The organism is Pseudomonas sp. SDO5522_S412 (genome assembly GCF_054071215.1).
Genome location: NZ_JBSVWQ010000084.1, coordinates 1 through 24,529 on the forward strand (window position 1 = coordinate 1; position 24,529 = coordinate 24,529).

Consider the following 24,529-nt stretch of genomic DNA (forward strand, 5'->3'; position numbering starts at 1 on the left):
GCTCCCACATTCGACTGCATTCCAAAGGTGGAACTCGGTCAAATGTGGGAGCGGGCTTGCTCGCGAAAGCCTCATCACAAACACCCAAGATCTATTTCTTGGCAGCAATCATCGCCATAAACGCCGGCATCGCCGCTTCCTTGTCCGCCGCCACCCGCTGGGCATTCGGCAGCGCCTGCAAGCGCTCCATCAACGCCTTGGCCTTCGGCAACTCAGCTAACAGATCCAGCCCGAACAGCTTCCCGGCCACGGCACAGGCCAGGTCCACGCTGTACACAAAATACAAATCCGCAATCGTGAAGCTGTCTCCTGCCACATACGGCGCAAACTTCCCGTGCCGCCCCAGCGATGCGATCCCCAGCAATAACTCCGCCCTGGACTTTTCCTTGATCGCCTCCGGCACCGGCATTCCGAAAAACGCCTCGGCAAAACACGCCCGGGCCGGCAACTCGATGTACAGCTCGATTTCCCTGCACAACGCCAGCACCTGGGCGCGCTGGAACGGCTCGCTGGGCAGCAGCGATCGCCCGCCCTGGGTCTGTTCGAGGTATTCGAGGATCACGCTGGTTTCGTTGATAAACCCTTGCTCGACACCCAGCACAGGCACCTTGCCCCGGGGGCTCACGGCCAAGGCTTCAGGGGTCTGGCCTGCGTAGAACGGCACCTCTTCGAAGGGCAGCCCTTTCTCCAGCAGCGCCAGTTTGACCATGTTGTAGTAGTTGCTGACCGAAAATCCATAAAGCTTGAGCATCACAAAGCCTCCAGGCCGTGTACGGGGTTGGCAGCAGTGGTTATAGATCGGGAGGCCGCGCCTGGCCAGCAGCATCAGCCGAGTGAATGGGGGTAGACTGGCGCCCTTTCCTCCAGGAGCCTGCCATGAGCGAGCCAACCGATATCGACAACGACGAAGAAGAGTTCGCCGAGACCACCTTGATTGAAGCGATCGAAAACCAGATCGAAAGCGACAACCCGCCCGCCGCCAAGGCCACGTTCAACAAGCTGACCCTGGTGGGCTACGAGCGCGAAGACATCCTGCAAATGATGGCCCACGTCCTCGCCATCGAAATTGACGCGCTGCTCGAAGAAGATCGCGCCTTCAATACCGAATGGTATGAAACTGCGTTGCGTGCGCTGCCGGAGCTGCCGCCCGAGAAGCAATAAGCCTCACACCGCGCTGGCCAGCAAACTCTTGCTGGCCACAATCCTGCCCCACATCAACACCGCATGAGTTCCGACTGGACAGCTCGCCCAAGTGCGTTCACCTTATGGCTGCTAACGTCTAAAAATTCCTAGAAAGTCTGGAGTCCTTATGTCGTATACCCCTGAGTTGGTTGCCGAACTGGAAATCCTTGCACTCTTCAACCTGGGCAGCTCCCAGGAAGGTCTGAAAGTTCATCAGACTGCCGCTCCCACTGCCATTGCCGCCGCCCGGCGCCTGTTTGATAAAGACCTGATCGACCAGCCAGACGGTGGTTACCTCACCAGCCTCGGCCGGGACGCTGCCGAACACGCACAAAGCCTGCTGACTATTCTGACGACCGCCAAAGAAGCCGCCTGACACCTCGTATCGCCCACGGGATCCTCTCTTCACGGATTCCGCGGGCATTCCCGCGCCCGGGATAAAATTCCGGCGTCAAAAACAAATTCCCTCTAAACCTCCTACGCTACTGGCTGTAAACTCCCACACGGCCGCCCACGTCGGGCCCTGCGAGCCACCGAGTTCGACATGACCCGCACCCACGAAATCCGCCCCGACCTGGACGAAGGCATCGACCGCAAGGTGCTGGCCCAGTTACGCGCGCGGTTTCTGGCCCTGAACGAAGGCCGCATGGCCCGGGCCGTCGAAGGGCTGACGCCACGCCAGCAAAGCGTGTTGACCCTGCTGCCGCTGTTTTTCCACGTGAATCACCCGCTGTTGCCGGGCTATGTGTCGGGCAGCACGCCGGCCGGCCTGTCGAATTTTGAACCCGACGCGCAAGCCTTGGCCGAGGCCCAGCGCCTGACCCGCACGTTTTCCTACAAGCCCCGCCACGGCAACCCACCGCGGCCGATTCATGGCCTGTTCCTGATGGGCAGCCTGGGCACCCTGGCCCAGGCCGATCAAAGTGATATGGACGTGTGGGTCTGCCATGCGGCCGATCTCAGCGAGAACGAGCTGGCCGAGTTGCGCAAGAAATGCCAACTGCTCGAAACCTGGGCCCTGAGCATGGGCGCCGAGGCGCACTTCTTCCTGATCGAGCCGACGCGGTTTATCCAGGGCGAGCGCGACAGCCAACTGAGTTCAGAAGACTGCGGCACCAGCCAGCATTACCTGCTGCTGGACGAGTTCTACCGCACCGCCATCTGGCTGGCCGGGCGCACGCCGATCTGGTGGCTGGTGCCGGTGTACGAAGAAACCCGCTATGCCGACTTCACCCACGCGCTGATTTCCAAACGCTTTATTCGCGCCGATGAAACCCTCGACCTGGGCCACCTGGCGCACATCCCGCCGGGTGAATTTATCGGTGCCGGCTTGTGGCAGTTGTTCAAGGGCATCGAATCGCCCTACAAATCAGTACTGAAACTCCTGCTGACCGAGGTCTACGCCAGCGAGCACCCGAAGGTGCAGTGCCTGAGCCTGCGCTTCAAGCGCGCTGTGTTTGCCAATCAGCTGGACCTGGACGAGCTGGACCCGTACATCGTCGTCTACCGCCGGATCGAGGAGTACCTCAAGGCCCGTAATGAGCCGGAACGCCTGGAACTGGTGCGGCGCAGCCTGTACCTGAAGGTCAACCGCAAGCTCAGCGCGGGCCAGCGCACCGGGTGGCAGCGTTTGCTGCTGGAGCGCCTGGCCAGCGAATGGGGTTGGGACCAGCGCCAACTGGCCCTGCTGGACAGCCGCAGCCAATGGAAAGTCCGCCAGGTGGCCTCCGAGCGCCGGGCGCTGGTCAACGAGCTGAACTACAGCTATCGCTTCCTGACCCAGTTTGCCCGCACCGAACAGACCGTCAGCCTGATCAACAAGCGCGATCTCAATGTGCTGGGCCGGCGCCTGTACGCCGCCTTCGAGCGCAAGGCCGGCAAGGTCGAGTTCATCAACCCCGGCATTGCGCCCGACCTTGCCGAAGACACCCTGACCCTGGTGCAGTCGCCCAACCGCAAAGAGCCCGGCCAGCATCATTGGGGCTTGTACAACGGCAGCCTGACCGCCCTGGAATGGGAGCACTTCGCGCCGATCAAGCGCAGCCGCGATTTGCTGGAAATGCTCACCTGGTGCCACCGCAACGGCGTGATCGACAGCAGTACCCGCCTGGCGCTGCATCCCGGCAGCAGTGACATGACCGAATTCGAGCTGTTCAACCTGCTGGGCAGCCTGCAACAAACTGTCGTCCTGCCCCTGGCCAGCGTCGATGAAGACCGCCTGCTGCGCTCGGCAGTGCCCGAGGAAGTGCTGCTGCTGATCAACGTCGGCGTCGACCCGCTCAAGCATCATCGCGACCTGAACATCCTGATGACCACCGAGCGCACTGACTCCCTGAGTTACGCGGGCGTACGGGAAAACCTGGTGCTGACCCTGGACCAGGTCACGCTCAACAGTTGGAACGAGGTGATGGTCAGCCGCTATGACGGCCCCCACGCGCTGCTCGACTGCCTGCGCGACTACCTCAATCAGCTACCGCCCAATCACTTGCCGCGCTTGCGGGTGCGCTGTTTCTGCCACAACCGCGCGCAGTTCATTGCCCAGCGCGTAGAAGAAATCTTCGACACCGCGCAAAACCTGCTGCTGGGCCAGGAAAACCATCGCTACCTGGTGCAGGTGCAACAGCACTACCACGTGATGGAGCTGACACCCGGCCAGGCCAACCATGTGTCACTGGCGACCCAGGACGCGCTGATCGCCTACCTCAGTGAGGAACTGGCCAGCTACAGCCCGCTGCACCTGGACACCATGGCCCTGGAAGACCACGACCTGGCGCTGCTGCTGCCCATGGGCCTGCCCGACTGTGTGCAGGTGTTCTACCGGATCAACGACGGAGTTGCCGAGCTGTACGTGCTGGATGAGTTCAACGCGCTCTGGCAGCAGCGCCTGCCGTTCCACGACGAGCAAAGCCTGTTGGTGCCGTTGCAGCGCTTCCTGCAGTCGATCATTTATCGCCGCGATGCGCTGCTGCCGCTGGACCCGCAACAGCCCTTCGGCGCGGTGCAAATCCTGTATTACCAGTTGTTGCCGTCAGGCAGCGGCCGTGCACGGCGGGCCGAACCGCGCCCAGCGCCGCAAACCCCGGCCAATAAGCCGTTCTACGACGTGCAGGCGATTATCGGCAAGGCAGCACCGGGCCAGGTGGGGATCACCTTGTACTGCAATCAACGGGAGTTTTCCGAGCTGGAATTTGGCGACCAACTGTTTGCGGTGGTCGCCCAGCAAATCGTCGGGCAACGCCGGGAAGCCGAGCGTTACCGCTGCTACATCACCGATCTGGACCTGTCCGGCCTGCTCGGTGATGTTCAAAGCCCGAGCAATCTGTACCTGCGCTACAAGGCTGATCTGGAACTGGCGCTCAATGAAGCGCTGAACCAGGTTTAGAGAGGAAAGGCGCCACCGTCTTTCGGCTGGCCTTCGACGCCGAGCAATTCAAGCTTGAGGGTCTTGCCACCCGGTGCTGGCCAGTCGATGTGCTGGCCGACTCGCAGGCCCAGCAATGCACTGCCCACCGGCGCCAGGATCGAGATTTTGCCTTCGTCGGCGTTCGCGTCCTTGGGGTAGACCAGGGTCAGGTGATAGTCCTTGCCACTGCCTTGTTCACGGCAATGCACGCTGGAGTTCATGGTCACGACAGATGCAGGCACTTCATCGTGGCCAACCACTTCTTCGGCGCGGTCGAGTTCGTGTTGCAGGGCTTCAACGCCCGGCGACGCCTCGCCGACACGGTCGATCAGTTGCTCAAGACGCTGCACGTCAAGACGGGTGAGGATGATGGAAGGTGCGGTCATGATTCAGGCAGACTCCTTTTTTCTGCACAAAAAAGCAAAACCCCGCCAGGAAAAGGCGGGGTTCTCACGGACCTCGATGAGTTGAGGTGTATCCGGACACTACCACAGCACAATAAATAAACAAGACGGCCTCAGGCGCAGGTCCTGCGCTGCTCGGCCTGGGCGACGATCACGCGGCGTCGCGCATCGTCGGCGGAGCGCCATTCGCGGATGTCTTCCACATGGCGGAAGCAACCGAGGCAGACTTTGTGCTCATCCAGCCGACATAAACTGATACAAGGTGACGGCACCGCCGGGCTGACATTGCTGAACAGCGGCTTGGGCGGGCGTACGGGAACGGGCTGCGTCACGATCAGATCTCGTCGAAGTCCAGCTCGACGCCGGCTTGTTCCTGGGTGAGGCGCGCGAGCATTTCGCTCAGCAGCTCATCGGTGGTGTCGTGGGTCCAGCGTTTTTCTTCTTCATCGTAATCGAAGTGAAAACCACCGGAACGCGCCGCCAGCCATAGCTGACGCAGGGGCTCCTGGCGGCTGAAAATCAATTGGGTGCCATTTTCAAACTTGACGGTGAGCACACCGGCCGAGTTCTCCAGGTCCACATCCAGACCGCTGTCGTCGAAAATATCCTCCAGCGCTTGCTGGGTCGCATCCACCAGGTCGTGAAAACGGGCTTCGGTCAAACTCATTGTGGGAACCTCGAAAAGTGTCTGGTCTCGCTCAAGCGCCGCACAATACGGACGCGCCATCATGATTGCAAAGGATACCGATTTCATTACCCACAGCCGTGTGAATTATCCTCGATTGGTGTAAGCACAATCGCGACGAACTCGGCAAAGCCCCGCCGGACGGGTATTTCGGCGCATAGGCAATCCGGCGGGTGGTCGGTATACTCGGGCGCAATTAATGCATATTCAAGGATTTCGCCATGAAGCGCCTGATCTCTTCCCTTGCTGCGCTCGTCGCGGTCGCTTGCCTCGTTAGTGCCTGTGGTCAAAAAGGCCCGCTGTATCTGCCCGATGACAGCAAAGACCCGAATGAACAGGCGCAATCGTCGCAAACCAAAGCGCACAAGCACGACACCTACTAAGGGAACATCATGGACGCTTTTAACTACCGGGACGGCGAGCTGTTCGCGGAAGGTGTCGCGCTGTCCGCCATCGCCGAGCGCTTTGGTACCCCGACCTACGTGTACTCCCGTGCCCACATCGAAGCGCAATACCGCTCCTTTGCCGATGCGCTGGAAGGCACGCCGAGCCTGGTGTGCTTCGCCGTAAAAGCCAACTCCAACCTGGGTGTACTCAATGTCCTGGCGCGCCTGGGCGCCGGTTTCGACATCGTGTCCCGGGGCGAGCTTGAGCGTGTACTGGCCGCCGGCGGCAAGGCTGACAAAATTGTGTTCTCCGGTGTCGGCAAGAGCCGCGAAGACATGCGCCGCGCCCTGGAAGTTGGCGTGCACTGCTTCAACGTCGAATCCACCGACGAGCTGGAGCGCCTGCAAGTGGTGGCCGCCGAGATGGGCGTTCGCGCGCCGATCTCCCTGCGCGTCAACCCGGACGTCGACGCCGGCACTCACCCGTACATTTCCACCGGTCTCAAAGAGAACAAGTTCGGCATCGCCATTGCCGACGCCGAGGACGTGTACATCCGCGCCGCGCAGTTGCCGAACCTGGAAGTCTTGGGTGTCGACTGCCATATCGGCTCGCAACTGACCAGCCTGCCACCGTTCCTCGACGCCCTCGACCGCCTGCTGGCGCTGGTCGACCGCCTCGGCGAGTGCGGCATCTACCTGCACCACATCGACCTCGGTGGCGGCGTGGGTGTGCGTTATCGCGATGAAGAGCCGCCGCTGGTGTCCGACTACATCAAGGCCGTGCGCGAGCGCCTCGAAGGCCGCGACCTGACGCTGATGTTCGAGCCGGGCCGCTACATCGTCGCCAACGCCGGCCTGCTGCTGACCCAGGTCGAGTACCTCAAGCACACCGAGCACAAGGATTTCGCCATCGTCGACGCGGCGATGAACGACCTGATCCGTCCGGCGCTGTACCAGGCCTGGATGAATGTGACGGCCGTCAAGCCACGCGCAGGCGAAGGCCGCAGCTACGATATCGTCGGCCCGATCTGCGAGACCGGCGACTTCCTGGCCAAGGAACGTCAGCTGGCCCTGGAAGAAGGCGACCTGCTGGCCGTGCATTCGGCCGGTGCCTATGGGTTTGTCATGAGCTCCAACTACAACACCCGCGGGCGTACCGCCGAGGTGCTGGTGGACGGTGATCAAGCGTTTGAAGTGCGTCGCCGCGAGACGGTAGCCGAGTTGTTTGCTGGCGAAAGCCTGCTGCCGGAGTAAGGTCATGTTGCTGCGTTTTACCAAGATGCACGGGCTGGGCAATGACTTCATGGTCCTCGACCTGGTCAGCCAGCACGCGCACATCCTGCCCAAGCACGCCAAGCTGTGGGGCGACCGGCACACCGGTGTCGGCTTCGACCAATTGTTGCTGGTGGAAGCGCCGAGTAACCCGGAAGTGGATTTCCGTTACCGGATCTTCAACTCCGATGGCTCCGAAGTGGAACAGTGCGGCAATGGTGCCCGCTGTTTCGCCCGTTTTGTCCTGGACAAGCGCCTGACCGCCAAGCGGCAGATTCGCGTCGAGACCAAAAGCGGCATCATCGAGCTGGATATTCGCAGCGACGGCCAGATCGGCGTCAACATGGGCGCGCCACGGCTGGTGCCGGCGGACATTCCGTTCCAGGCCACCGAGCAAGCCCTGAGCTACCCGGTGGACGTGGACGGCAAGACCGTCAACCTGGCCGCCGTGTCCATGGGCAACCCCCATGCCGTGCTGCGGGTGGATGACATCAACAACGCGCCGGTGCATGAACTGGGGCCGAAGATCGAAAACCATCCGCGCTTTCCCGCGCGGGTCAATGTGGGCTTCCTGCAGGTCATCGACCGTTCCCGTGCGCAGTTGCGCGTCTGGGAACGCGGGGCCGGCGAAACCCAGGCTTGCGGTACCGGCGCCTGCGCCGCTGCCGTAGCCGCGATCAGCCAGGGGTGGATGGATTCGCCGCTGCTGATCGACCTGCCCGGTGGACGCCTGTCCATCGAATGGGCAGGCCCCGGCCAACCGGTGAAAATGACCGGCCCGGCCACCCGCGTCTACGAAGGACAGGTCCGTCTATGAGTGAGCAAATCTAATGACTGATAAGCCTCAAGTACCCGCGCAAGCATCCCCAAGCGAAAGTCTGGAGGCCGCAGCCGTTGCGGCGTATCTGGAGGCTAACCCGGACTTCTTCGTCGAACACGAAGAACTGCTGCCGGCCCTGCGTATTCCCCACCAGCGCGGCGATACCGTGTCGCTGGTGGAGCGGCAGATGAAGATCCTGCGCGAGCGCAATATCGAAATGCGCCATCGGCTCTCGCAGCTGATGGATGTGGCCCGCGACAACGACCGCCTGTTCGACAAGACTCGCCGCCTGGTCCTGACCCTGATGGACGCCGCCAGCCTGGAAGAAGCGGTGATCGCCGTCGAAGACAGCCTGCGCCAGGATTTCCAGGTGCCCTTTGTCAGCCTGATCCTGTTCAGCGACAACCCGATGCCGGTGGGTCGCTGGGTCAGCGGCAGCGATGCCCAGACCGCGATTGGCGGCCTGCTGTCCGAAGGCAAGACCATCAGCGGCACCTTGCGCGAGCATGAACTGGACTTCCTGTTTGGCGCCGAGCAGCGCCAGCAGATCGGCTCCACCGCCGTGGTTGCCCTCAGTCATCAAGGTTTGCATGGCGTGCTGGCCATCGCCAGCCGTGATCCACAGCATTACAAAAGCTCGGTGGGCACGCTGTTCCTGAGCTACATCGCCGAAGTGCTGGGCCGCGTCCTGCCACGCTTCACCAGCGCATTGCGCGCGGTGCGCTAGCCATGGAACGACAACTGGACGCCTACTGCGCTCACCTGCGCAGCGAGCGCCAGGTGTCGCCGCATACCCTGGAAGCCTACCGGCGGGACTTGAACAAGGTCCTGGCGTTCTGCGAGAAACAACACATCGGCAGCTGGAAGGCCCTGGACATCCAGGGTCTGCGCAGCCTGATCGCCCGCCTGCACCAGCAAGGCCAATCCTCCCGCAGCCTGGCGCGCCTGCTGTCGGCGGTACGCGGCCTCTATCACTACCTGAACCGCGAAGGCCTGTGCGACCACGACCCGGCCAACGGCCTGGCGCCGCCCAAGGGCGAACGCCGCCTGCCCAAGACCCTCGACACGGATCGCGCCCTGCAATTGCTCGATGGCGCCGTGGAGGACGACTTCCTGGCCCATCGCGACCAGGCAATCCTCGAACTCTTCTACTCCTCGGGCCTGCGCCTGTCGGAGCTGACCGGGCTTAACCTCGATCAACTGGACCTGGCGGATGGCCTGGTGCAGGTGCTCGGCAAAGGCAGCAAGACCCGCGTATTACCCGTGGGCAAGAAGGCCCGCGAAGCCTTGCTGCTGTGGCTGCCCCTGCGCGCCCTGGCCAACCCGGCGGACGACGCGGTGTTTATCAGCCAGCAAGGCCGGCGTCTCGGGCCCCGGGCCATACAAGTGCGGGTCAAGGCCGCCGGCGAGCGCGAGCTGGGGCAGAACCTGCACCCGCACATGCTCCGGCACTCCTTTGCCAGCCACTTGCTGGAGTCCTCCCAGGACCTGCGTGCGGTGCAGGAACTGCTGGGCCACTCCGACATCAAGACCACCCAGATCTACACCCACCTGGACTTCCAGCACCTGGCAACGGTGTACGACAGCGCCCATCCACGGGCCAAACGCATTAAGGGCAGTGACTCATGAGCATCAAGCTGATCACCTTCGACCTGGACGATACGCTCTGGGATAACGTGCCGGTCATCATCAGCGCCGAGGCATCGATGCGCGAGTGGCTGGCGACCCACGCCACCAAGGTGGGCGACTTGCCCCTGGAGAAGTTTGGCAGCCTGCGCCAGCAGGTGCTGGAGCGTCATCCCGAGCTGAAATATCGCATCAGCGTGTTGCGTCACAAGGTGCTGCAATACGCCTTCGAGGAAGCCGGGTACCCGTTGCCGGAAGCGGCGCAGATGGCGGATGTGTGCTTTGAAGCGTTCATCCATGCCCGGCATCAACTCACCGTATTCCCCGAAGCGGAACCGATGCTGCAAGCACTGCGCCGCGACTATCTACTGGGGGTGATTACCAACGGTAATGCCGATGTGCAACGTGTGGGGCTGGCGGATTACTTCCACTTTGCGCTGCGGGCTGAAGACATTGGTATCGCCAAGCCGGATGCGCGGTTATTCCAGGAGGCCTTGCAGCGCGGCGGCGTTGAGCCGGGCGCGGCGGTGCACGTCGGGGATCATCCCGGGGATGACATTGCCGGGGCGCAACAGGCGGGACTGCGGGCGGTGTGGTTCAACCCGGCAGGCAATGCCTGGGAGGCCGAGAAATTGCCGGATGCCGAGATTCGCAGCCTGACCGAGCTACCCGACGTGCTAGCCCGCTGGAACGCATAACCTGATGATGAAGGGCTTTTGTGGCGAGGGAGCTTGCTCCCGCTGGGCTGCGAAGCGGCCCCTGAACCAGCCACGACGGCCTTTCTGAAAGACCGCATCGACCCAACCAGGGGCCGCTTCGCGCCCCAACGGGAGCAAGCTCCCTCGCCACACACGCTCTTCATCCTTGGATGGGTGTTGGCCCTGACCATTTTGTAGCGCCCATGAAAAAGCCCGCAGCGACGGCGGGCTTTTTCAGCAAGCAAACAGCAGGCCTTAGATAGGCCGGCTGCCGTACTTGTTATCCGGCTTCTTCGGTGGATCTGCCACCACGTTAGCCTCGACTTCCTGCACTTTGCCGCCTTTGGCGAGGAATTCTTCCATCGCCCGGGCCAGCGCATCGCGCTCTTTGTTCTTGGCTTCTACGCTCGGCAACTCGTCAACCGACACTGCAGCCTTGGCCTTGCCCTTGGCTGCCGGGACCGGTGCATCGTCGCCACCGTCGTCGTCAGCCACGTCTTCGGCAGCCGCCTCAAGACCTTCCTCGGTTTCGTCGTCGTCGCCTACTTCGAGGTCGTCGTTTTCCAGATCATCGTCGCTCATGTTCTACCTCATGACTTGCGAAAAGCAGATTAGTTATAGCCCAGCTTCGCCGCCTGTCGACGGCCGCCGGAAAAAAATCAACATCCACCGGTTAACCAGTGGCTTATGCCCCATCACCGTGCAAGGTGGCGAGGACTTTACGAGCACCGCCATGATCACGGTGCTCGCCCAGATAAACACCTTGCCAGGTCCCCATCGCCAAGCGGCCGGCCCTTACCGGCAAACTCAGCTGACAGCCCAGCAGACTGGCCTTGAAGTGCGCCGGCAGATCATCCGGACCCTCGTCGTTGTGTTCATATCCCGCCGTGCCTTGCGGCACCAGCGCATTGAAAAAACGCTCGAAGTCACGGCGAACCGCCGGGTCGGCATTCTCGTTGACCGTCAACGAGGCCGAGGTGTGCTGCAGCCACAAATGCAACAGTCCCACCCGACAGGCCTTCAATTCAGGCAGGCCGGCGAGCAACTCGTCCGTCACCAGATGAAAGCCCCGGGGCTTGGCCCGCAGGGTTATCAGGGTCTGTTGCCACATACAGTTCTCCGCCTATCGGCGCGCATTCTAGCGCGCTCAGGGAAAAAACAAAGTGCCGAATACGCCTACATGCCTGTAAGACATTCGCACACTGAAAAGTGCAGTGCGGATCCCATCACAAAGTCGCAAAAAAACCCATACACCTTTAGCCACAGACAAACCCAAGGCAAAAAAATGCCCGGCAAGCCGGGCATCTTTTTTTCGCGTACTTACAAGTTGTAGCCGCGCTCGTTGTGTTGCGCCAGATCGAGGCCAACCGCCTCTTCTTCTTCGGTCACCCGCAGGCCCATCACCACGTCCAGCACCTTGAGGATGATGTACGTCACGATAGCGGTGTAGATGACGGTGAAGCCGACGCCTTTGCACTGGATCCAGACTTGAGCCGCGATATCAGTGGTAGTGGCGTTGAAGCCGCCCATCGCCGGTGCCGCGAACACGCCGGTCAGGATCGCGCCGAGGATACCGCCGATACCGTGCACGCCGAAGGCGTCCAGGGAGTCGTCGTAGCCCAGTTTGCGTTTCAGGGTAGTGGCGCAGAAGAAGCACACCACACCGGCAGCCAGGCCGATCACCAGGGCACCCATCGGGCCCACGGTGCCAGCGGCTGGGGTGATTGCCACCAGGCCCGCAACCACACCCGAGGCGATGCCCAGTGCGCTCGGTTTGCCGTGGGTGACCCACTCGGCGAACATCCAGCCCAGGGCCGCAGCAGCGGTAGCGATCTGGGTCACCAGCATCGCCATGCCGGCAGTGCCGTTGGCCGCAGCAGCGGAGCCGGCGTTGAAGCCGAACCAGCCGACCCACAGCATGGCCGCGCCCACCAGGGTGTAACCGAGGTTGTGCGGGGCCATTGGGGTGGTTGGGAAGCCTTTACGCTTGCCGAGTACCAGGCACGCTACCAGGCCGGCCACACCGGCGTTGATGTGCACCACGGTGCCGCCTGCGAAGTCGAGCACGCCCCAGTCGCCCAGCAACGAACCCGGACCGCCCCACACCATGTGGGCAATCGGTGCGTAGACCAGGGTGAACCAGACGCCCATGAAGATCAGCATCGCGGAGAACTTCATCCGCTCGGCGAATGCACCGACGATCAGCGCCGGGGTGATGATCGCGAAGGTCATCTGGAAGGTCACGAACACGGCCTCAGGGAACAACGCCGCCGGGCCGGTGATGCTGGCCGGGGTCACACCCGAGAGGAACAGTTTGGACAAGCCACCCACAAACGAGTTGAGGTTGACGACGCCTGCTTCCATACCGGTGGTGTCGAACGCCATGCTGTAGCCGTACACGAACCACAGGATGGTGATCAGGCCGGTGATGGCGAAGCACTGCATCATCACGGAAAGAATGTTTTTCGAGCGAACCATGCCGCCGTAGAACAGCGCGAGGCCTGGAATGGTCATGAACAGCACCAGCGCGGTGGACGTGAGCATCCACGCGGTGTCGCCGGAATTGAGGACTGGAGCAGGTACTGGGTCCGCCGCCATGGCCAGGGCCGGCATTACGAGGGACAACAGGGCTCCTAGCCCTGCGAATTTACGCAGAGTCATATTGTTTTCTCCTGGGGCGTTGGGGTTTGGCGGCTTAGATTGCGTCGGTATCGGTTTCGCCGGTACGGATGCGAATAGCCTGTTCCAGATTGACCACGAAGATCTTGCCGTCACCGATCTTGCCGGTGTTGGCGGCCTTGGTTATCGCCTCGATAACCCGGTCAAGATCCTTGTCGTCAATGGCGACATCAATCTTCACCTTTGGCAGGAAATCGACCACGTATTCCGCGCCGCGATACAGCTCGGTGTGACCCTTCTGCCGACCGAAGCCTTTGACCTCAGTAACGGTAATGCCCTGCACGCCGATCTCGGACAGTGACTCGCGTACATCGTCCAACTTGAACGGCTTGATGATGGCAGTGACTAGCTTCATGAAAACTCTCTCCCGAATTGGTGGACTTGCCCCAGGAAAACAAACCCGTCTCAAGTCTAAGCGCAGTGCCTGGCTTTGTAACGCTTCGTCGCCCTGGCATTTGCCATTGCGACGCTCGCTAACCACTGGTGACGAAACATGTACCGCTGGTCCGTCGGCGCACTGCATCGTCACAGCGACTGCATCAGTGCATGGGTCATGATCGTCTAAGCAGAAAGCTTGCCAGCTCCGTAAAAATCACTGAAATCAGTCCTTTGTTCGCCTGTGCCCACCTACCGGGCGCCACGACAGCGAAGATACGCACGAAAACGGTGCGCGACCGCCCGTCCTCATGCGCGAAAAGCGTGCGCCGCAGGGGCTGGAAAAGACTATAGACGCTGCGTGATACACTGCCGGCCAACAGATTTTCCGGACTATTTCCCATGCTCGCGCCCAAAGACCTCCTCGACGCCCTGAGCGGCCACGCCTCCCGCCTGTTCAGCAGCGACACGCCGCTGCCACGCAATGAAATTGAAAGCCAGTTCAAGGCACTGCTGCAAAGCGGTTTCAGCAAGCTGGACCTGGTAAGCCGGGAAGAGTTTGATAGCCAGATGGTGGTGCTGGCGCGCACTCGGGCGCGGTTGGAAAGCCTTGAGGCCAAGGTGGCGGAGCTGGAAGCGCGATTGACGCCTGCCGCCGAATAAGCCGGCCCAACCGGGGCAGGTTTCACCTGTCCCCGTTAAACCGTTGCAACCCTCAGCTCACCCGCTGATACCCGCCGACAACCCCCTTCTTCGACAATACCCACTGCCACAGCTGGATATCCCGCGCGCGAAACGCCCCTGCACACGACAGCAGGTAATAGCGCCACATCCGGTAGAAGCGCTGGCCAAAGGTGTCTGCGAAATCCGGCCACGCCAGTTCGAAGTTTTCACACCAGGCCATCAGCGTCTTGTCGTAGTCGGCGCCAAAGTTGTGCAAATCCTCGGCAACAAATAACCCGTCCATGGCGTCGCCGATCTGCCCGATCGAGGGCAAATCACCGTTGGGAAAGATGTATTTGTCGATCCACGGATCCGGCGTGCTGTTGCGTTGGTTCTTGCCGATAGTGTGTAGCAGGAACAACCCATCGTCTTTCAGGCAGCGGTTGGCGACCTCCATATACGCCCGATGGTTCTTGCGCCCCACATGCTCGAACATGCCGACACTGGCGATATGGTCGAACTGCTCGTCGATATCCCGATAGTCCTGCAGACGAAACTCGATCGGCAGATGTGAATACTTGGCCCGCCCCCACTCCGCCTGCTCCTTGGAGATGGTCACGCCGACACACTCGACCCCATAGTGCTCGGCCGCATGGCTCATGAAACTGCCCCAGCCACAGCCGATATCCAGCACGCGCATGCCCGGCTTGAGCCCCAGTTTTTTACAGATCAGGTCCAGCTTGGCGAACTGCGCCTGCTCCAGGGTGGTGGCATCTTTCCAGTAGCCACAGGTGTAGGTCATGCGCGAGTCGAGCATGCGTGCGTAGAAGTCATTGCCGAGGTCGTAATGTGCTTCGCCGACTTGCCAGGCGCGTTTCTTGTTTTGCAGGTTCAGCCAGCGGGAGCTGAACGCGTGAAACAACAAGGTGGCCGGGTTGGCCTGGTCGATCACGCCGGAGCGCATGAGGCGGAAAAAAAACTCATCCAGCGCCTCGGCGTCCCAGCCGCCATCCATGTAGTCTTCGCCAAGGCCAAGATTGCCCTTGGCCAGGGCGAGATCAAATGTGGCACTGTGGTGCAGTTGCATATCGGCAGCCGATGGCCCGTTGACCTCGATCTGCGCCTGCGCCAGCAACTCCTTAACGAAGCGCGCTCCCTGAGACATCTCATCAGAACCGGAAAAAGAATGACGCGTTTTGTTAAGCACAGTTGCTCTCCAGAAATAGCGTTGCCTTTGATTCATACACTGCGAGAAATCTGGCCATGGAAGCGTCTGGCAAGGCCCTTAAGGCGTCATGGAAGCGCTGGCTGGGAACAGATGTAACAAATCTTATCCAGCCATTTTTTAAAGATATAATGAATTAATATTATGAAAACCATGCAAAATTGGAATGCAAGATGGACATCCGGGCGCTCCGTTATTTCGTAGAAGTCGTCGACCAGCAGAGCTTTACCAAAGCCGCTGTGAAGCTGCACCTGACCCAGCCAACAGTCAGCAAGATGGTGCAGCAATTGGAGTCGAGCCTGGGCCTGAAGCTGCTCGACCGCATGGGAAAACGCTTCACCCTGACGGACGCCGGGGAAATTGTGCTCAAGCGCGCCAAGGAAATGATCGCGCTGCACGATGAAATGACGGTAGAGCTGCAAGACTTGCAGCAAGTCGGGCGCGGCGCCCTGCGCATGGGGCTTTCGCCCTCCACCCACCTCGCACTGGCGCCGATTTTTGCGGAGTATCATGCCCGTTACCCGAAGATCGAACTGAAACTGTTCGAAAGCGGCGGCAATATCACCATCCAGGATCTGCGCCAGGGCACGCTGGAGTTCGGCACCATCCTGGACTCGCCGCGCGTGGCGGATATCTGGTCCGAATTCGAATCCATGCCCCTGTTCGAATCGCCACTGTGCCTGCTCGCGCCCCATGACTCGCCCTGGCAAGGCCGCAGCTCGGTGGAGTTGAGCGAACTGCAAGCCTGCGAATTCATCTTTTACGATGACACCTTCACCCTGAACCAATTCGTACTTGATGCCTGTGCACAAGCCGGTTTTGAGCCGCGGATCAGTGGCCGCAGCAGCCAATGGGACTTTATCGCCTCCCTGGTACGACTGGGCGTGGGCATCACCCTGCTGCCCCGGGCATTCTGCGAAACCCTTGATGCGAGCCAGTTCAGCATCGCGGAAATACAGTCGCCGGCCCTGAACTGGCGACTGATGCTGGCGTGGCGGCGGCAGTGCAAGTTGTCGTTTGCGGCGCAGGCGTGGTTGACGTTGGCGAAGGAGTTTTTGTGTGTGCCGCCGTCGGACCGTTAGCGCGATACGTTCTGTAAAACCTCGCCGCCGCGCGCCGCCATCATTCGACTACCCTTGAAAAACCGCAGGAAGCGGCCACTCATTTCAAGGAACCAGCATGTCCCTCGCAATCGTCCATAGTCGCGCCCAGATAGGCGTCGAAGCGCCCGCCGTCACTGTCGAGGTGCACATGGCCAACGGCTTGCCGTCGCTGACGCTGGTGGGCCTGCCGGAAACCGCCGTCAAGGAAAGCAAAGACCGCGTGCGCAGCGCCATTCTCAATTCTGCGCTGCAATACCCGTCCCGCCGCATCACCCTCAACCTCGCGCCCGCCGACCTGCCCAAGGACGGCGGGCGTTTTGATTTGGCGATTGCCCTGGGGATTCTCGCCGCCAGCGTGCAGGTACCGGCGCTGACCCTCGATAACGTGGAATGCCTGGGCGAGCTGGCGCTGTCCGGCGAGGTGCGGCCGGTGAAAGGTGTGTTGCCGGCAGCCCTGGCGGCGCGCAAGGTCGGGCGCACCTTGATCGTGCCACGGGCCAATGCCGAGGAAGCCTGCCTGGCTTCGGGGTTGAAGGTGATTGCCGTGGATCACCTGCTGCAAGTGGTGGCGCACCTGAACGGTCACGTGCCGATCGAGCCCTTCGTTTCCAGTGGCCTGATGTACTTGAACAAACCCTACCCCGACCTGAGTGAAGTGCAGGGCCAACTGGCGGCCAAGCGTGCGCTGTTGATCGCTGCGGCGGGCGCCCACAACCTGTTGCTCAGCGGGCCACCGGGCACCGGCAAGACCTTGCTCGCCAGCCGTCTACCAGGGTTGTTGCCGCCCTTGAGTGAACAGGAAGCGCTGGAGGTGGCGGCGATTCAATCGGTGGTCAGCCTGGCGCCGCTGAGCCATTGGCCACACCGGCCATTTCGCCAGCCGCATCATTCGGCATCCGGCCCGGCGCTGGTGGGCGGCGGCTCGAAACCGCAGCCGGGGGAAATAACCCTGGCCCATCACGGTGTGTTGTTTCTCGACGAGTTGCCGGAGTTTGATCGCAAGGTCCTGGAGGTGCTGCGTGAGCCGCTGGAGTCCGGGCATATCGTGATTTCCCGCGCCCGCGACCGGGTACGTTTCCCGGCGCGCTTTCAGTTGGTGGCGGCAATGAACCCCTGCCCTTGCGGCTATGTGGGCGAGCCCAGTGGGCGCTGTCGCTGCACGCCGGAGCAGATTCAGCGCTATCGCAACAAACTCTCGGGGCCGCTGCTGGACCGGATCGACCTGCACGTGACCGTCGCCCGGGAAAGCACCGCGCTGAACCCGGGCATACAGTCCGGTGATGATACCGCCAGCGCCTCCGTCCTCGTCGCCGATGCCCGGGACCGCCAACAACGGCGCCAGGGCTGCGCCAATGCGTTTCTCGACCTGCCGGGGCTACGCCAGCACTGCAAACTGAAAAAGGCTGATGAAGGCTGGCTGGAAAGCGCCTGCGAACGGCTGACGCTGTCGTTGCGGGCGGCCCATCGCCTGCTCAAGGTCGCCCGCACCCTGGCCGACCTGGAACAGGTGGAAGCCATCGCCCGCCATCATCTGGCGGAGGCCTTGCAGTACCGCCCTGCTAGCGCGTCCTAGGCAACGCCAGAAGCAGCCCCGCCACTTCCATCACCTCATCCATCACCGCTTCAGCTGACTCAACGGAGGGTTTGAGCAACAAGTCATCGGCATAGCCCATCGCTACGGCAAAGAGTTGTCGCGCAGCGCGCTTGGGCGACTCACAGCGAAACACCTTGGCTGCCACACCGTGCTCGATGATCTCGGCGAGCATGGCTTGCCATTGGGCGTTGATCACCAGGTAAGCCTGGGCCAATGGCTCGTCATGCATGGCTTCGTCCCAGGCATCCAGCCATAGCGCCCAACCGGCGTCTGCCGTGGAGGGCAGGCAGTCACGCAGGAACCCTTCGAGGGCTTCCAATGGCGGCAGATCCACCAGCGGCGCCCTCACCTCGTCCAGTTGCTCGTTGGCGAACCGCACGAACGCTTCGCGGCGCAGCTCTTTCCAGTCGCTGAAGTAGTGATAGACGTGGCTGCGGGACAGCCCGGCATGCTCCGCCAGGTCGCGGGTGGAAACATCGGCAAACCCTTTGCTGCGAAACAGCTCCAGGGCGGCGGCGATGATCTGGTCTTTACGGTCGATACGCGACATGAGGCTTTTCCTTCAGGCACCGGCAGATCGACGGCGCTTGCTTTTTGAGCGGTCGCTCAAAGATACTTGAGCAGTCGCTCAATAATAGCGTTTATCTCACTCTCGGTGCACCCCATGTCATCCGTAACACCCCAGATCCTGATCGAAGAAAGCAAAAAGATCGGGCAACAATCCGCCAGCCAAACCCTCAAGGCGATCGCCAAGGCCTATCCCGGCAAGTTGTTCTGCACCTTGTCGCTGGTGGCCCTGGAGAACGCATTGCTGCTGGCCTACCCACTGTTTGCGGGGTTCGCGGTGGACTCGATCATCCGCGGCGATGCCGGCAGCGCGCTGTTCTACGCCGCCGTGGTGCTGGCGTTCTGGGTGGTCGGGGCGGCGCGACGGGCGCTGGATACGCGCACCTTCACCCGTATCTACGCGGACCTTGCGGTGCCGGTGATTCTCAACCAGCGCCTGCAAAACCACAGCACTTCCCGGGCGGCGGCGCGGGTGGTGCTGGCGCGGGACTTTGTCGACTTCTTCGAAAAACACGTGCCGATCATCGCGACGGCGCTGGTTTCCATCGTCGGTGCAGCAGTGATGCTGTTGGTGATCGAGCCGTGGATAGGCCTGGCGTGCCTGACCGCGCTGGTGCTGTGCACAACCTTGTTGCCACGTTTCGCCCGGCGCAATCAGGAACTGCATGAGCGCTTGAATGACCGCCTGGAAAAGGAAATCGGCCTGGTGGAAAGGGTCGGCGCACAGACCTTGCAGCGCCACTACCAGGTGCTGTCACGCCTGCGCATCTGGCTGTCGGACCGCGAGGCCGCAGCGTTCCTGTTTATCGGCACGCTGGCGGCGCTGTTGTTTGTGGTCGCCATCAGCCAGTTGGCGCTGTCGCCGGCGGTCAAGGCCGGCCATGTGTATGCGGTGATGACTTACCTGTGGACCTTTGTCAGCAGCCTGGATGAAGCGCCAGGGATGGTCGACCAACTGGCGCGACTCAAGGACATTGGCAAGCGTGTGGACCCGGGGCTGGGCGACCGATCCGACGTTTGACGCGTCGGGTCGGCCGTCATCGCGGGCAAGCCCGGCTCCCACAGTGGACCGCGTACTCCAGAACAACACGGTCAACTGTGGGAGCGGGCTTGCCCGCGATGAGGCCCGAACAGTCAATCAACGAAACCGGTCAACCTCATGCCGCAAGCCCGCCGCCAGGGTCTCCAGTTCCTTGGCGGTGATCGCCAGGTTGGACACCACTTCACGCTGCTCGCTGTTGGCCAGGGCGATGCTCTGCAAGTTGCTGCTCAGCAGGGTCGCCGTGCTGCTCTGCTCCTGGGTCGCCGTGGTAATGGCCGCAAACTGCTGGCCCGCCGAGCGGCTTTGCTCGTCGATCCGCGCCAGCGCAGAGGCGACGTCAGCGTTGCGAGCCAGGCCTTCCTGCATCAGCACGTTGCCTTGTTCCATGGTGCTGATGGCGTTGCCGGTTTCCTGCTGGATACTCTGGATCATCCCGGAAATCTCATCCGTGGCCTGACGAGTGCGCGATGCGAGGTTGCGCACTTCATCGGCCACCACCGCAAACCCGCGCCCCTGCTCACCGGCCCGCGCCGCTTCGATGGCTGCGTTGAGCGCCAGCAGGTTGGTCTGTTCGGCAATCGCGGTGATTACGCCAACAATCCCGCCGATCTCCTGGGAGCGCTGGCCCAGGGTGTTGATCACCGTGGCGGTGCTGTTCAGCGCGGTGGCGATGTGTTCCAGGGACGACGAAGCTTCCTGCATCGAGGTGCGGCCGATCCTGGTTTGCTGGGCGTTGTCCTGGGCCAGGCGCTCGGTGTTGCCCATGTTGTCGGCAATGTTCAGCGAGGTGGCGCTGAACTCTTCCACCGCGCCGGCCATGCTGGTGATCTCGCCGGACTGTTGCTCCATGCCTTCGTACGCACCGCCGGACAACCCCGACAGTGCCTGGGCGCGGCTGTTCACGTCTTCAGCCGCCTTGCGGATATGCGACACCATGGTCGACAGCGCTTCGCCCATCTGGTTGAAACTGCGGGCTAGTTGGCCGATTTCATCATGGCTGGAAACGTTCAGCCGTGCGCTCAAATCACCGGCCCCCAAGGCTTCTGCCTGACGCACCAGGTCGCCCAACGGCTGCAACTTGCTGCGCAGCAACCAGACCGCCGCGCCCACCGCCAGCAGCATCGCGAGCAAGCTGCCGATCGCCAGGCGAAGCCCCACCGACCAGGTCACCGCGCGAATTTCGGCTTTCGGCATGCTCGCCACCACCGACCACGGGCCGCCTTCAAACGGCACGGCAACGCTGTAGAAATCTTCGTTCTTGTCGCTCCAGAAACGGCCTTTTCCAGGTTTGGCGGCCAGGTCGAGCATCACCGGAATCGACTGATCCAGCGCCTGCACGCCAGCGGGCGGTACCAGCCAGTGCTTCTGTTCGTCCAGCAGCGCCAGGGAACCGGTCTGGCCGATGCGGAAACGCTTGAGGTTGTCGAACTGGGCGTTCTGCGCATCGGTGTAGTCGAAGCCGACAAACAGCACCGCAATCACTTTGCCGCTGGCGTCCCGCACCGGGCTGTACTGGGTCATGTAGGAGCGATCGAACAACACCGCACGGCCAACGTAGCCTTGCCCGCCCAGCAAACGTTGATAGGCCGGATGCTGGTGATCCAGCGCCGTACCGATGGCGCGGCTGCCATCCTGCTTGGTCAGGGAGGTGCTGACGCGGATAAAGTCCTCGCCGCTGCGTACGAACAAGGTCGCCACGCCGCCGGACATCTGCTTGAACTCATCGACTTCAGCGAAGTTGTTGTTGAGCACTTCCTCGCCCAGGTACAGGCCCGGCGTCTGCACGCCCGCCACCGTCACCGGTTGCTCAGGGCGCGTACTCAAGCCGGCGCTGAAGCGCTTTTCAAACAGCCCGCTCAAACGCTGGGTACTTTCGCGCAAGGTGCTGTGGAAGGTATTGAGCTGGTCGGCCAGCAAGCGGGCCTCGCTGGCCAGGTGCTCCTCGCGGGTGTCGAGGTTGGCGGAGTCCAGCGAACGCAACGCGAATACCGTGCTGCCGCTGATGACGACAGCCAGTATCACGGCGAGGGCAAGCCCCAGTTGAGAGGCAATCCGGGCGCGAGGTTGAGACATGAAGGCTCCTGGCCGAGGCCAGGATCATCCTGATCTCATAGCGCTGCTCGGCAAAATTCTAATAGGGGAAACGTTGCAGAACGGTAGTTCCAACAACCCTACTTCGGCGGGCAGGCTCAATACTTGAGCGAATCACAGGGGTATCGCGCAAACGATTGCTGGCCGGTGCGCAATCCACTCAGTCGAGGCGCTCGACCTGGGGCAATTCCATGGCCTGCACTTCGCCCTGGAGAAAGTCACCCAGCCGTCGCAAACGCTCGCCACCCGGCCGGGTCTTCGGCCACACCAGATAGTAATTTTCCCCACTGGCCACAGCGGTGGGCCATGGCAGACTCAGGCGGCCCTGGGCCACGTCTTCGGCCACCATCAGCAAGTCGCCCATGGACACGCCGTACCCTCGGGCGGCGGCGATCATGCCCAACTCCAAGGTGTCGAACACCTGCCCGCCCTTGAGCGAAACCTGGGATGACAGCCCCATGCGCTCCAGCCAGTTGCGCCAGTCACGCCGGTCCGGCGTCGGGTGCAGCAGTTCGGCAGAGGCCAGGCGCGCAACGTCCCAGGGTCCGTCGCTCAACAGGTTCGGCGCGCCCACCGGAATCAGCAACTCCGGAAACAGGTAGCTGGCTTCCCAGTCCGGCGGGAAATGCCCGTTGCTCAGCAACACCGCGCAATCGAATGGTTCCTGGTTGAAATCCACCTCATCGACGCTCATCCAGGCGCTGGTCAGTTGCACTTCATTGCCCGGCTGCAGGTGCCGGAAGCGACTGAGGCGCGCCAGCAGCCAGCGCATGGTCAGGGTGGACGGCGCCTTCATGCGCAAGATGTCGTCCTCGGCATTCAAGGTATGGCAGGCGCGCTCCAGGGCCGCAAAGCCTTCACGCACGCCCGGCAGCAACAGGCGCGCCGCCTCTGTGAGTTGCAAGGTGCGGCCGCTGCGCTGGAACAGGCGGCAGGCGAAATGCTCTTCCAGGGTACGAATGTGCCGGCTCACCGCACTTTGGGTGATCGACAACTCTTCCGCCGCGCGGGTGAACGAGTTGTAGCGGGACGCAGCTTCAAACGCGCGCAAGGCGTAAAGAGGAGGAAGACGACGAGACATGGCGAAAACTCCGACGGCGCAATATCGAAACCCTACCAGAATCATTAAGGCATGAGTTTTAATCATGCGAACCATCGGATTTATCCCTTTGTGCAATGCGCTGTGGGCGCCGAGAATCAACCCTTCCACCCTTCCCTGACTTTTTGAGCGTGATGATCATGCAGCATCCTGCACGTACCGAACTCTGGGCCATTCTGCGGCTGTCAGGGCCGCTGATTGCCTCACAGTTGGCCCACATGCTGATGGTGCTGACCGACACCCTGATGATGGCCCGCCTGAGCCCCGAGGCCCTGGCCGGCGGAGGCCTGGGGGCGGCGAGCTATTCGTTCGTGTCGATTTTCTGCATCGGCGTGATCGCTGCCGTGGGCACGCTGGTCGCGATCCGCCAGGGCGCCGGCGACATCGAAGGCGCCACCCGCCTGACCCAGGCCGGGCTATGGCTGGCCTGGTTGATGGCGCTGGTGGCTGGTTTGCTGCTATGGAACCTCAAGCCAGTGCTGCTGATGTTCGGCCAGACCGAAACCAACGTCGCGTCCGCCGGCCAGTTCCTGACCATCCTGCCGTTCGCCCTGCCCGGCTACCTGACGTTCATGGCCCTGCGCGGCTTCACCAGTGCTATCGGCAAGGCCACGCCGGTGATGGTGATCAGCCTGGGCGGCACGGTGATCAACTACCTGCTCAACCACGCGTTGATCGAAGGCATGTTCGGCCTGCCGAAACTCGGGCTGGTGGGCATTGGCCTGGTCACCGCCATCGTTGCCAACTGCATGGCCCTGGCGCTGATCTGGTACATCAAATACAACCGTGCCTACGACGCGTATCCGCTGCGCAAGGGTTTGCTGCGGCCCAACCTGCACTACCTGCGGGAACTGTGGCGCCTGGGCCTGCCGATTGGTGGCACCTATGCGGTGGAAGTCGGGCTCTTTGCGTTCGCCGCGCTGTGCATGGGCACTATGGGCAGCACGCAGCTGGCTGCGCACCAGATCGCCCTGCAGATCGTGTCGGTGGCGTTCATGGTGCCGGCGGGCATGTCGTACGCGATCACCATGCGTATCGGCCAGCATTATGGTGCCGGGCAGTTGCTGGAAGCGCGGCTGGCCGGGCGAGTTGGCATAGGCTTTGGCGCAGTGGTGATGCTGGGCTTTGCAGCGGTGCTGTGGTTGTTCTCGCACCAACTGATCAGCCTGTTCCTCGACCAGCATGACCCGGCGTTTCGCGACGTGATCAACCTCGCCGTCAGCCTGCTGGCGGTGGCCGCATGGTTTGAGCTGTTCGACGGCGTGCAGACCATCGCCATGGGCTGCATTCGCGGACTCAAGGATGCCAAGACCACCTTCCTGGTCGGGCTGGGTTGCTACTGGCTGATCGGCGCACCGGCCGCATGGTTGATGGCATTCAATCTCGGCTGGGGGCCTACGGGCGTTTGGTGGGGCCTGGCCCTGGGCCTGGCGTGCGCGGCAGTCAGCCTGACCTGGGCGTTTGAACGGAAGATGAAGCGGATGATTCGCCAGGAGCCTGAAACCCATCGCGGATTTCAAGCCGCGCAGCCTGAGTAACGACTGTACTCGGTCAAATGTGGGAGCGGGCTTGCTCGCGAATGCGGTGGGTCAGCCATGCATTGGTTGGCTGAAAT

Annotated in this window: 26 protein-coding genes; 14 read left to right on the forward strand and 12 right to left on the reverse strand. The window is 61.9% G+C overall.

Annotated features, from left to right (window positions below; translation table 11 throughout):
• Positions 1-91: 91 nt before the first annotated feature.
• The gene (locus ACW9I6_RS17725) at positions 92-751 is read right to left on the reverse strand and encodes a glutathione S-transferase family protein (protein ID WP_178912013.1); all 660 of its coding nucleotides are present in this window, start codon (positions 749-751) and stop codon (positions 92-94) included.
• 125 nt (positions 752-876) lie between these two features.
• On the opposite strand from ACW9I6_RS17725, the gene ACW9I6_RS17730 reads away from it, so the two are divergent.
• From ACW9I6_RS17730 to ACW9I6_RS17740, 3 genes are all read left to right on the forward strand, one after another.
• Entirely contained in the window at positions 877-1,161 is a 285-nt protein-coding gene (locus tag ACW9I6_RS17730) for a hypothetical protein (protein ID WP_003208814.1), read from the forward strand.
• Between the two features lie 148 nt (positions 1,162-1,309).
• The gene (locus tag ACW9I6_RS17735) at positions 1,310-1,558 is read left to right on the forward strand and encodes a TIGR02647 family protein (RefSeq protein ID WP_003208812.1); all 249 of its coding nucleotides are present in this window, start codon (positions 1,310-1,312) and stop codon (positions 1,556-1,558) included.
• Between the two features lie 168 nt (positions 1,559-1,726).
• The gene (locus ACW9I6_RS17740) at positions 1,727-4,564 is read left to right on the forward strand and encodes a class I adenylate cyclase (protein WP_008439344.1); all 2,838 of its coding nucleotides are present in this window, start codon (positions 1,727-1,729) and stop codon (positions 4,562-4,564) included.
• Here ACW9I6_RS17740 and rnk read toward each other — a convergent pair.
• The 3 genes from rnk to cyaY all read right to left on the reverse strand — a co-directional run bounded on the left by rnk (position 4,561) and on the right by cyaY (position 5,656).
• Complete coding sequence (gene rnk, locus ACW9I6_RS17745) at positions 4,561-4,971, reverse strand: nucleoside diphosphate kinase regulator (protein ID WP_457339603.1); 411 nt, start codon at positions 4,969-4,971, stop codon at positions 4,561-4,563. The two genes, ACW9I6_RS17740 and rnk, sit on opposite strands and share 4 nt — an antisense overlap.
• Before the next feature lie 131 nt (positions 4,972-5,102).
• A complete protein-coding gene (locus ACW9I6_RS17750; protein WP_003208805.1) occupies positions 5,103-5,321 on the reverse strand; it encodes a DUF1289 domain-containing protein in 219 nt (72 codons plus the stop codon).
• 2 nt (positions 5,322-5,323) lie between these two features.
• Positions 5,324-5,656, reverse strand: a complete 333-nt coding sequence (gene cyaY, locus ACW9I6_RS17755) for an iron donor protein CyaY (protein WP_003208803.1) — start codon at positions 5,654-5,656, stop codon at positions 5,324-5,326.
• A 239-nt stretch (positions 5,657-5,895) separates the two neighbouring features.
• Between cyaY and lptM the strand changes: the two genes are divergently transcribed.
• Genes lptM through ACW9I6_RS17785 form a run of 6 tightly spaced genes read left to right on the forward strand, consistent with a single transcriptional unit; the run spans position 5,896 to position 10,476 of the window.
• Complete coding sequence (gene lptM, locus ACW9I6_RS17760; RefSeq protein ID WP_003208801.1) at positions 5,896-6,057, forward strand: LPS translocon maturation chaperone LptM; 162 nt, start codon at positions 5,896-5,898, stop codon at positions 6,055-6,057.
• 9 nt (positions 6,058-6,066) lie between these two features.
• A complete protein-coding gene (gene lysA, locus ACW9I6_RS17765; RefSeq protein WP_008439346.1) occupies positions 6,067-7,314 on the forward strand; it encodes a diaminopimelate decarboxylase in 1,248 nt (415 codons plus the stop codon).
• Between the two features lie 4 nt (positions 7,315-7,318).
• The gene (dapF, locus tag ACW9I6_RS17770; protein WP_008439347.1) at positions 7,319-8,149 is read left to right on the forward strand and encodes a diaminopimelate epimerase; all 831 of its coding nucleotides are present in this window, start codon (positions 7,319-7,321) and stop codon (positions 8,147-8,149) included.
• A 13-nt stretch (positions 8,150-8,162) separates the two neighbouring features.
• Positions 8,163-8,879, forward strand: coding sequence for a DUF484 family protein (locus ACW9I6_RS17775; protein ID WP_003208796.1), 717 nt, complete (start codon positions 8,163-8,165; stop codon positions 8,877-8,879).
• A gap of 2 nt (positions 8,880-8,881) precedes the next feature.
• Complete coding sequence (gene xerC / locus ACW9I6_RS17780) at positions 8,882-9,781, forward strand: tyrosine recombinase XerC (protein ID WP_008439350.1); 900 nt, start codon at positions 8,882-8,884, stop codon at positions 9,779-9,781.
• Positions 9,778-10,476 carry an HAD family hydrolase gene (locus ACW9I6_RS17785; protein ID WP_457339604.1) on the forward strand — a complete coding sequence of 233 codons (699 nt, stop codon included), beginning with the start codon at positions 9,778-9,780 and terminating at the stop codon, positions 10,474-10,476. Before xerC ends, ACW9I6_RS17785 begins: the two co-directional genes overlap by 4 nt.
• Positions 10,477-10,731: 255 nt before the next feature.
• Here the strand turns inward: ACW9I6_RS17785 and sutA are convergent, their stop codons facing one another.
• From sutA to glnK, 4 genes are all read right to left on the reverse strand, one after another.
• Positions 10,732-11,058, reverse strand: coding sequence for a transcriptional regulator SutA (sutA, locus tag ACW9I6_RS17790; protein WP_003208791.1), 327 nt, complete (start codon positions 11,056-11,058; stop codon positions 10,732-10,734).
• 103 nt (positions 11,059-11,161) lie between these two features.
• Positions 11,162-11,587, reverse strand: coding sequence for a secondary thiamine-phosphate synthase enzyme YjbQ (locus ACW9I6_RS17795; RefSeq protein WP_003208787.1), 426 nt, complete (start codon positions 11,585-11,587; stop codon positions 11,162-11,164).
• 209 nt (positions 11,588-11,796) lie between these two features.
• A complete protein-coding gene (locus ACW9I6_RS17800; protein WP_177020286.1) occupies positions 11,797-13,137 on the reverse strand; it encodes an ammonium transporter in 1,341 nt (446 codons plus the stop codon).
• A 34-nt stretch (positions 13,138-13,171) separates the two neighbouring features.
• Positions 13,172-13,510 (reverse strand): P-II family nitrogen regulator, encoded by a 339-nt coding sequence (gene glnK, locus ACW9I6_RS17805; protein WP_002555808.1) that lies wholly within the window; start codon positions 13,508-13,510, stop codon positions 13,172-13,174.
• Between the two features lie 422 nt (positions 13,511-13,932).
• Between glnK and ACW9I6_RS17810 the strand changes: the two genes are divergently transcribed.
• Complete coding sequence (locus ACW9I6_RS17810) at positions 13,933-14,193, forward strand: accessory factor UbiK family protein (protein ID WP_003208783.1); 261 nt, start codon at positions 13,933-13,935, stop codon at positions 14,191-14,193.
• 52 nt (positions 14,194-14,245) lie between these two features.
• Here the strand turns inward: ACW9I6_RS17810 and cfa are convergent, their stop codons facing one another.
• A complete protein-coding gene (gene cfa, locus ACW9I6_RS17815; RefSeq protein ID WP_003208781.1) occupies positions 14,246-15,328 on the reverse strand; it encodes a cyclopropane fatty acyl phospholipid synthase in 1,083 nt (360 codons plus the stop codon).
• A gap of 263 nt (positions 15,329-15,591) precedes the next feature.
• Between cfa and ACW9I6_RS17820 the strand changes: the two genes are divergently transcribed.
• Both ACW9I6_RS17820 and ACW9I6_RS17825 read left to right on the forward strand, forming a co-directional pair.
• Positions 15,592-16,500: a LysR family transcriptional regulator gene (locus tag ACW9I6_RS17820; protein WP_177020287.1), complete on the forward strand. Its 909-nt coding sequence runs from the start codon at positions 15,592-15,594 to the stop codon at positions 16,498-16,500.
• A gap of 97 nt (positions 16,501-16,597) precedes the next feature.
• The gene (locus ACW9I6_RS17825) at positions 16,598-18,094 is read left to right on the forward strand and encodes a YifB family Mg chelatase-like AAA ATPase (RefSeq protein ID WP_087693705.1); all 1,497 of its coding nucleotides are present in this window, start codon (positions 16,598-16,600) and stop codon (positions 18,092-18,094) included.
• On the opposite strand, the gene ACW9I6_RS17830 is transcribed toward ACW9I6_RS17825, so the two are convergent.
• The gene (locus ACW9I6_RS17830; protein ID WP_177028054.1) at positions 18,081-18,665 is read right to left on the reverse strand and encodes a TetR/AcrR family transcriptional regulator; all 585 of its coding nucleotides are present in this window, start codon (positions 18,663-18,665) and stop codon (positions 18,081-18,083) included. The two genes, ACW9I6_RS17825 and ACW9I6_RS17830, sit on opposite strands and share 14 nt — an antisense overlap.
• 114 nt (positions 18,666-18,779) lie before the next feature.
• On the opposite strand from ACW9I6_RS17830, the gene ACW9I6_RS17835 reads away from it, so the two are divergent.
• Positions 18,780-19,703: an ABC transporter six-transmembrane domain-containing protein gene (locus ACW9I6_RS17835; RefSeq protein WP_457339605.1), complete on the forward strand. Its 924-nt coding sequence runs from the start codon at positions 18,780-18,782 to the stop codon at positions 19,701-19,703.
• A gap of 117 nt (positions 19,704-19,820) precedes the next feature.
• Here the strand turns inward: ACW9I6_RS17835 and ACW9I6_RS17840 are convergent, their stop codons facing one another.
• Together ACW9I6_RS17840 and ACW9I6_RS17845 are read right to left on the reverse strand one after the other, a co-directional pair.
• Positions 19,821-21,797, reverse strand: a complete 1,977-nt coding sequence (locus ACW9I6_RS17840) for a methyl-accepting chemotaxis protein (protein ID WP_457339606.1) — start codon at positions 21,795-21,797, stop codon at positions 19,821-19,823.
• A gap of 178 nt (positions 21,798-21,975) precedes the next feature.
• Positions 21,976-22,896 (reverse strand): LysR substrate-binding domain-containing protein, encoded by a 921-nt coding sequence (locus ACW9I6_RS17845; RefSeq protein WP_003208769.1) that lies wholly within the window; start codon positions 22,894-22,896, stop codon positions 21,976-21,978.
• Positions 22,897-23,048: 152 nt separating this feature from the next.
• Between ACW9I6_RS17845 and ACW9I6_RS17850 the strand changes: the two genes are divergently transcribed.
• Positions 23,049-24,452 (forward strand): NorM family multidrug efflux MATE transporter, encoded by a 1,404-nt coding sequence (locus ACW9I6_RS17850; RefSeq protein WP_457339607.1) that lies wholly within the window; start codon positions 23,049-23,051, stop codon positions 24,450-24,452.
• The last annotated feature ends 77 nt before the right edge of the window (positions 24,453-24,529 follow it).

What these genes read in the sequence shown, in the direction of transcription:
- ACW9I6_RS17725 (WP_178912013.1), bottom strand. Translation starts at nt 751, where the DNA reads ATGCTCAAGCTTTATGGATTTTCGGTCAGCAACTACTACAACATGGTC.
- ACW9I6_RS17730 (WP_003208814.1), top strand. Translation starts at nt 877, where the DNA reads ATGAGCGAGCCAACCGATATCGACAACGACGAAGAAGAGTTCGCCGAG.
- ACW9I6_RS17735 (WP_003208812.1), top strand. Translation starts at nt 1,310, where the DNA reads ATGTCGTATACCCCTGAGTTGGTTGCCGAACTGGAAATCCTTGCACTC.
- ACW9I6_RS17740 (WP_008439344.1), top strand. Translation starts at nt 1,727, where the DNA reads ATGACCCGCACCCACGAAATCCGCCCCGACCTGGACGAAGGCATCGAC.
- rnk (WP_457339603.1), bottom strand. Translation starts at nt 4,971, where the DNA reads ATGACCGCACCTTCCATCATCCTCACCCGTCTTGACGTGCAGCGTCTT.
- cyaY (WP_003208803.1), bottom strand. Translation starts at nt 5,656, where the DNA reads ATGAGTTTGACCGAAGCCCGTTTTCACGACCTGGTGGATGCGACCCAG.
- lptM (WP_003208801.1), top strand. Translation starts at nt 5,896, where the DNA reads ATGAAGCGCCTGATCTCTTCCCTTGCTGCGCTCGTCGCGGTCGCTTGC.
- lysA (WP_008439346.1), top strand. Translation starts at nt 6,067, where the DNA reads ATGGACGCTTTTAACTACCGGGACGGCGAGCTGTTCGCGGAAGGTGTC.
- dapF (WP_008439347.1), top strand. Translation starts at nt 7,319, where the DNA reads ATGTTGCTGCGTTTTACCAAGATGCACGGGCTGGGCAATGACTTCATG.
- ACW9I6_RS17775 (WP_003208796.1), top strand. Translation starts at nt 8,163, where the DNA reads ATGACTGATAAGCCTCAAGTACCCGCGCAAGCATCCCCAAGCGAAAGT.
- xerC (WP_008439350.1), top strand. Translation starts at nt 8,882, where the DNA reads ATGGAACGACAACTGGACGCCTACTGCGCTCACCTGCGCAGCGAGCGC.
- ACW9I6_RS17785 (WP_457339604.1), top strand. Translation starts at nt 9,778, where the DNA reads ATGAGCATCAAGCTGATCACCTTCGACCTGGACGATACGCTCTGGGAT.
- sutA (WP_003208791.1), bottom strand. Translation starts at nt 11,058, where the DNA reads ATGAGCGACGATGATCTGGAAAACGACGACCTCGAAGTAGGCGACGAC.
- ACW9I6_RS17795 (WP_003208787.1), bottom strand. Translation starts at nt 11,587, where the DNA reads ATGTGGCAACAGACCCTGATAACCCTGCGGGCCAAGCCCCGGGGCTTT.
- ACW9I6_RS17800 (WP_177020286.1), bottom strand. Translation starts at nt 13,137, where the DNA reads ATGACTCTGCGTAAATTCGCAGGGCTAGGAGCCCTGTTGTCCCTCGTA.
- glnK (WP_002555808.1), bottom strand. Translation starts at nt 13,510, where the DNA reads ATGAAGCTAGTCACTGCCATCATCAAGCCGTTCAAGTTGGACGATGTA.
- ACW9I6_RS17810 (WP_003208783.1), top strand. Translation starts at nt 13,933, where the DNA reads ATGCTCGCGCCCAAAGACCTCCTCGACGCCCTGAGCGGCCACGCCTCC.
- ACW9I6_RS17820 (WP_177020287.1), top strand. Translation starts at nt 15,592, where the DNA reads ATGGACATCCGGGCGCTCCGTTATTTCGTAGAAGTCGTCGACCAGCAG.
- ACW9I6_RS17825 (WP_087693705.1), top strand. Translation starts at nt 16,598, where the DNA reads ATGTCCCTCGCAATCGTCCATAGTCGCGCCCAGATAGGCGTCGAAGCG.
- ACW9I6_RS17830 (WP_177028054.1), bottom strand. Translation starts at nt 18,665, where the DNA reads ATGTCGCGTATCGACCGTAAAGACCAGATCATCGCCGCCGCCCTGGAG.
- ACW9I6_RS17835 (WP_457339605.1), top strand. Translation starts at nt 18,780, where the DNA reads ATGTCATCCGTAACACCCCAGATCCTGATCGAAGAAAGCAAAAAGATC.
- ACW9I6_RS17840 (WP_457339606.1), bottom strand. Translation starts at nt 21,797, where the DNA reads ATGTCTCAACCTCGCGCCCGGATTGCCTCTCAACTGGGGCTTGCCCTC.
- ACW9I6_RS17845 (WP_003208769.1), bottom strand. Translation starts at nt 22,896, where the DNA reads ATGTCTCGTCGTCTTCCTCCTCTTTACGCCTTGCGCGCGTTTGAAGCT.
- ACW9I6_RS17850 (WP_457339607.1), top strand. Translation starts at nt 23,049, where the DNA reads ATGATCATGCAGCATCCTGCACGTACCGAACTCTGGGCCATTCTGCGG.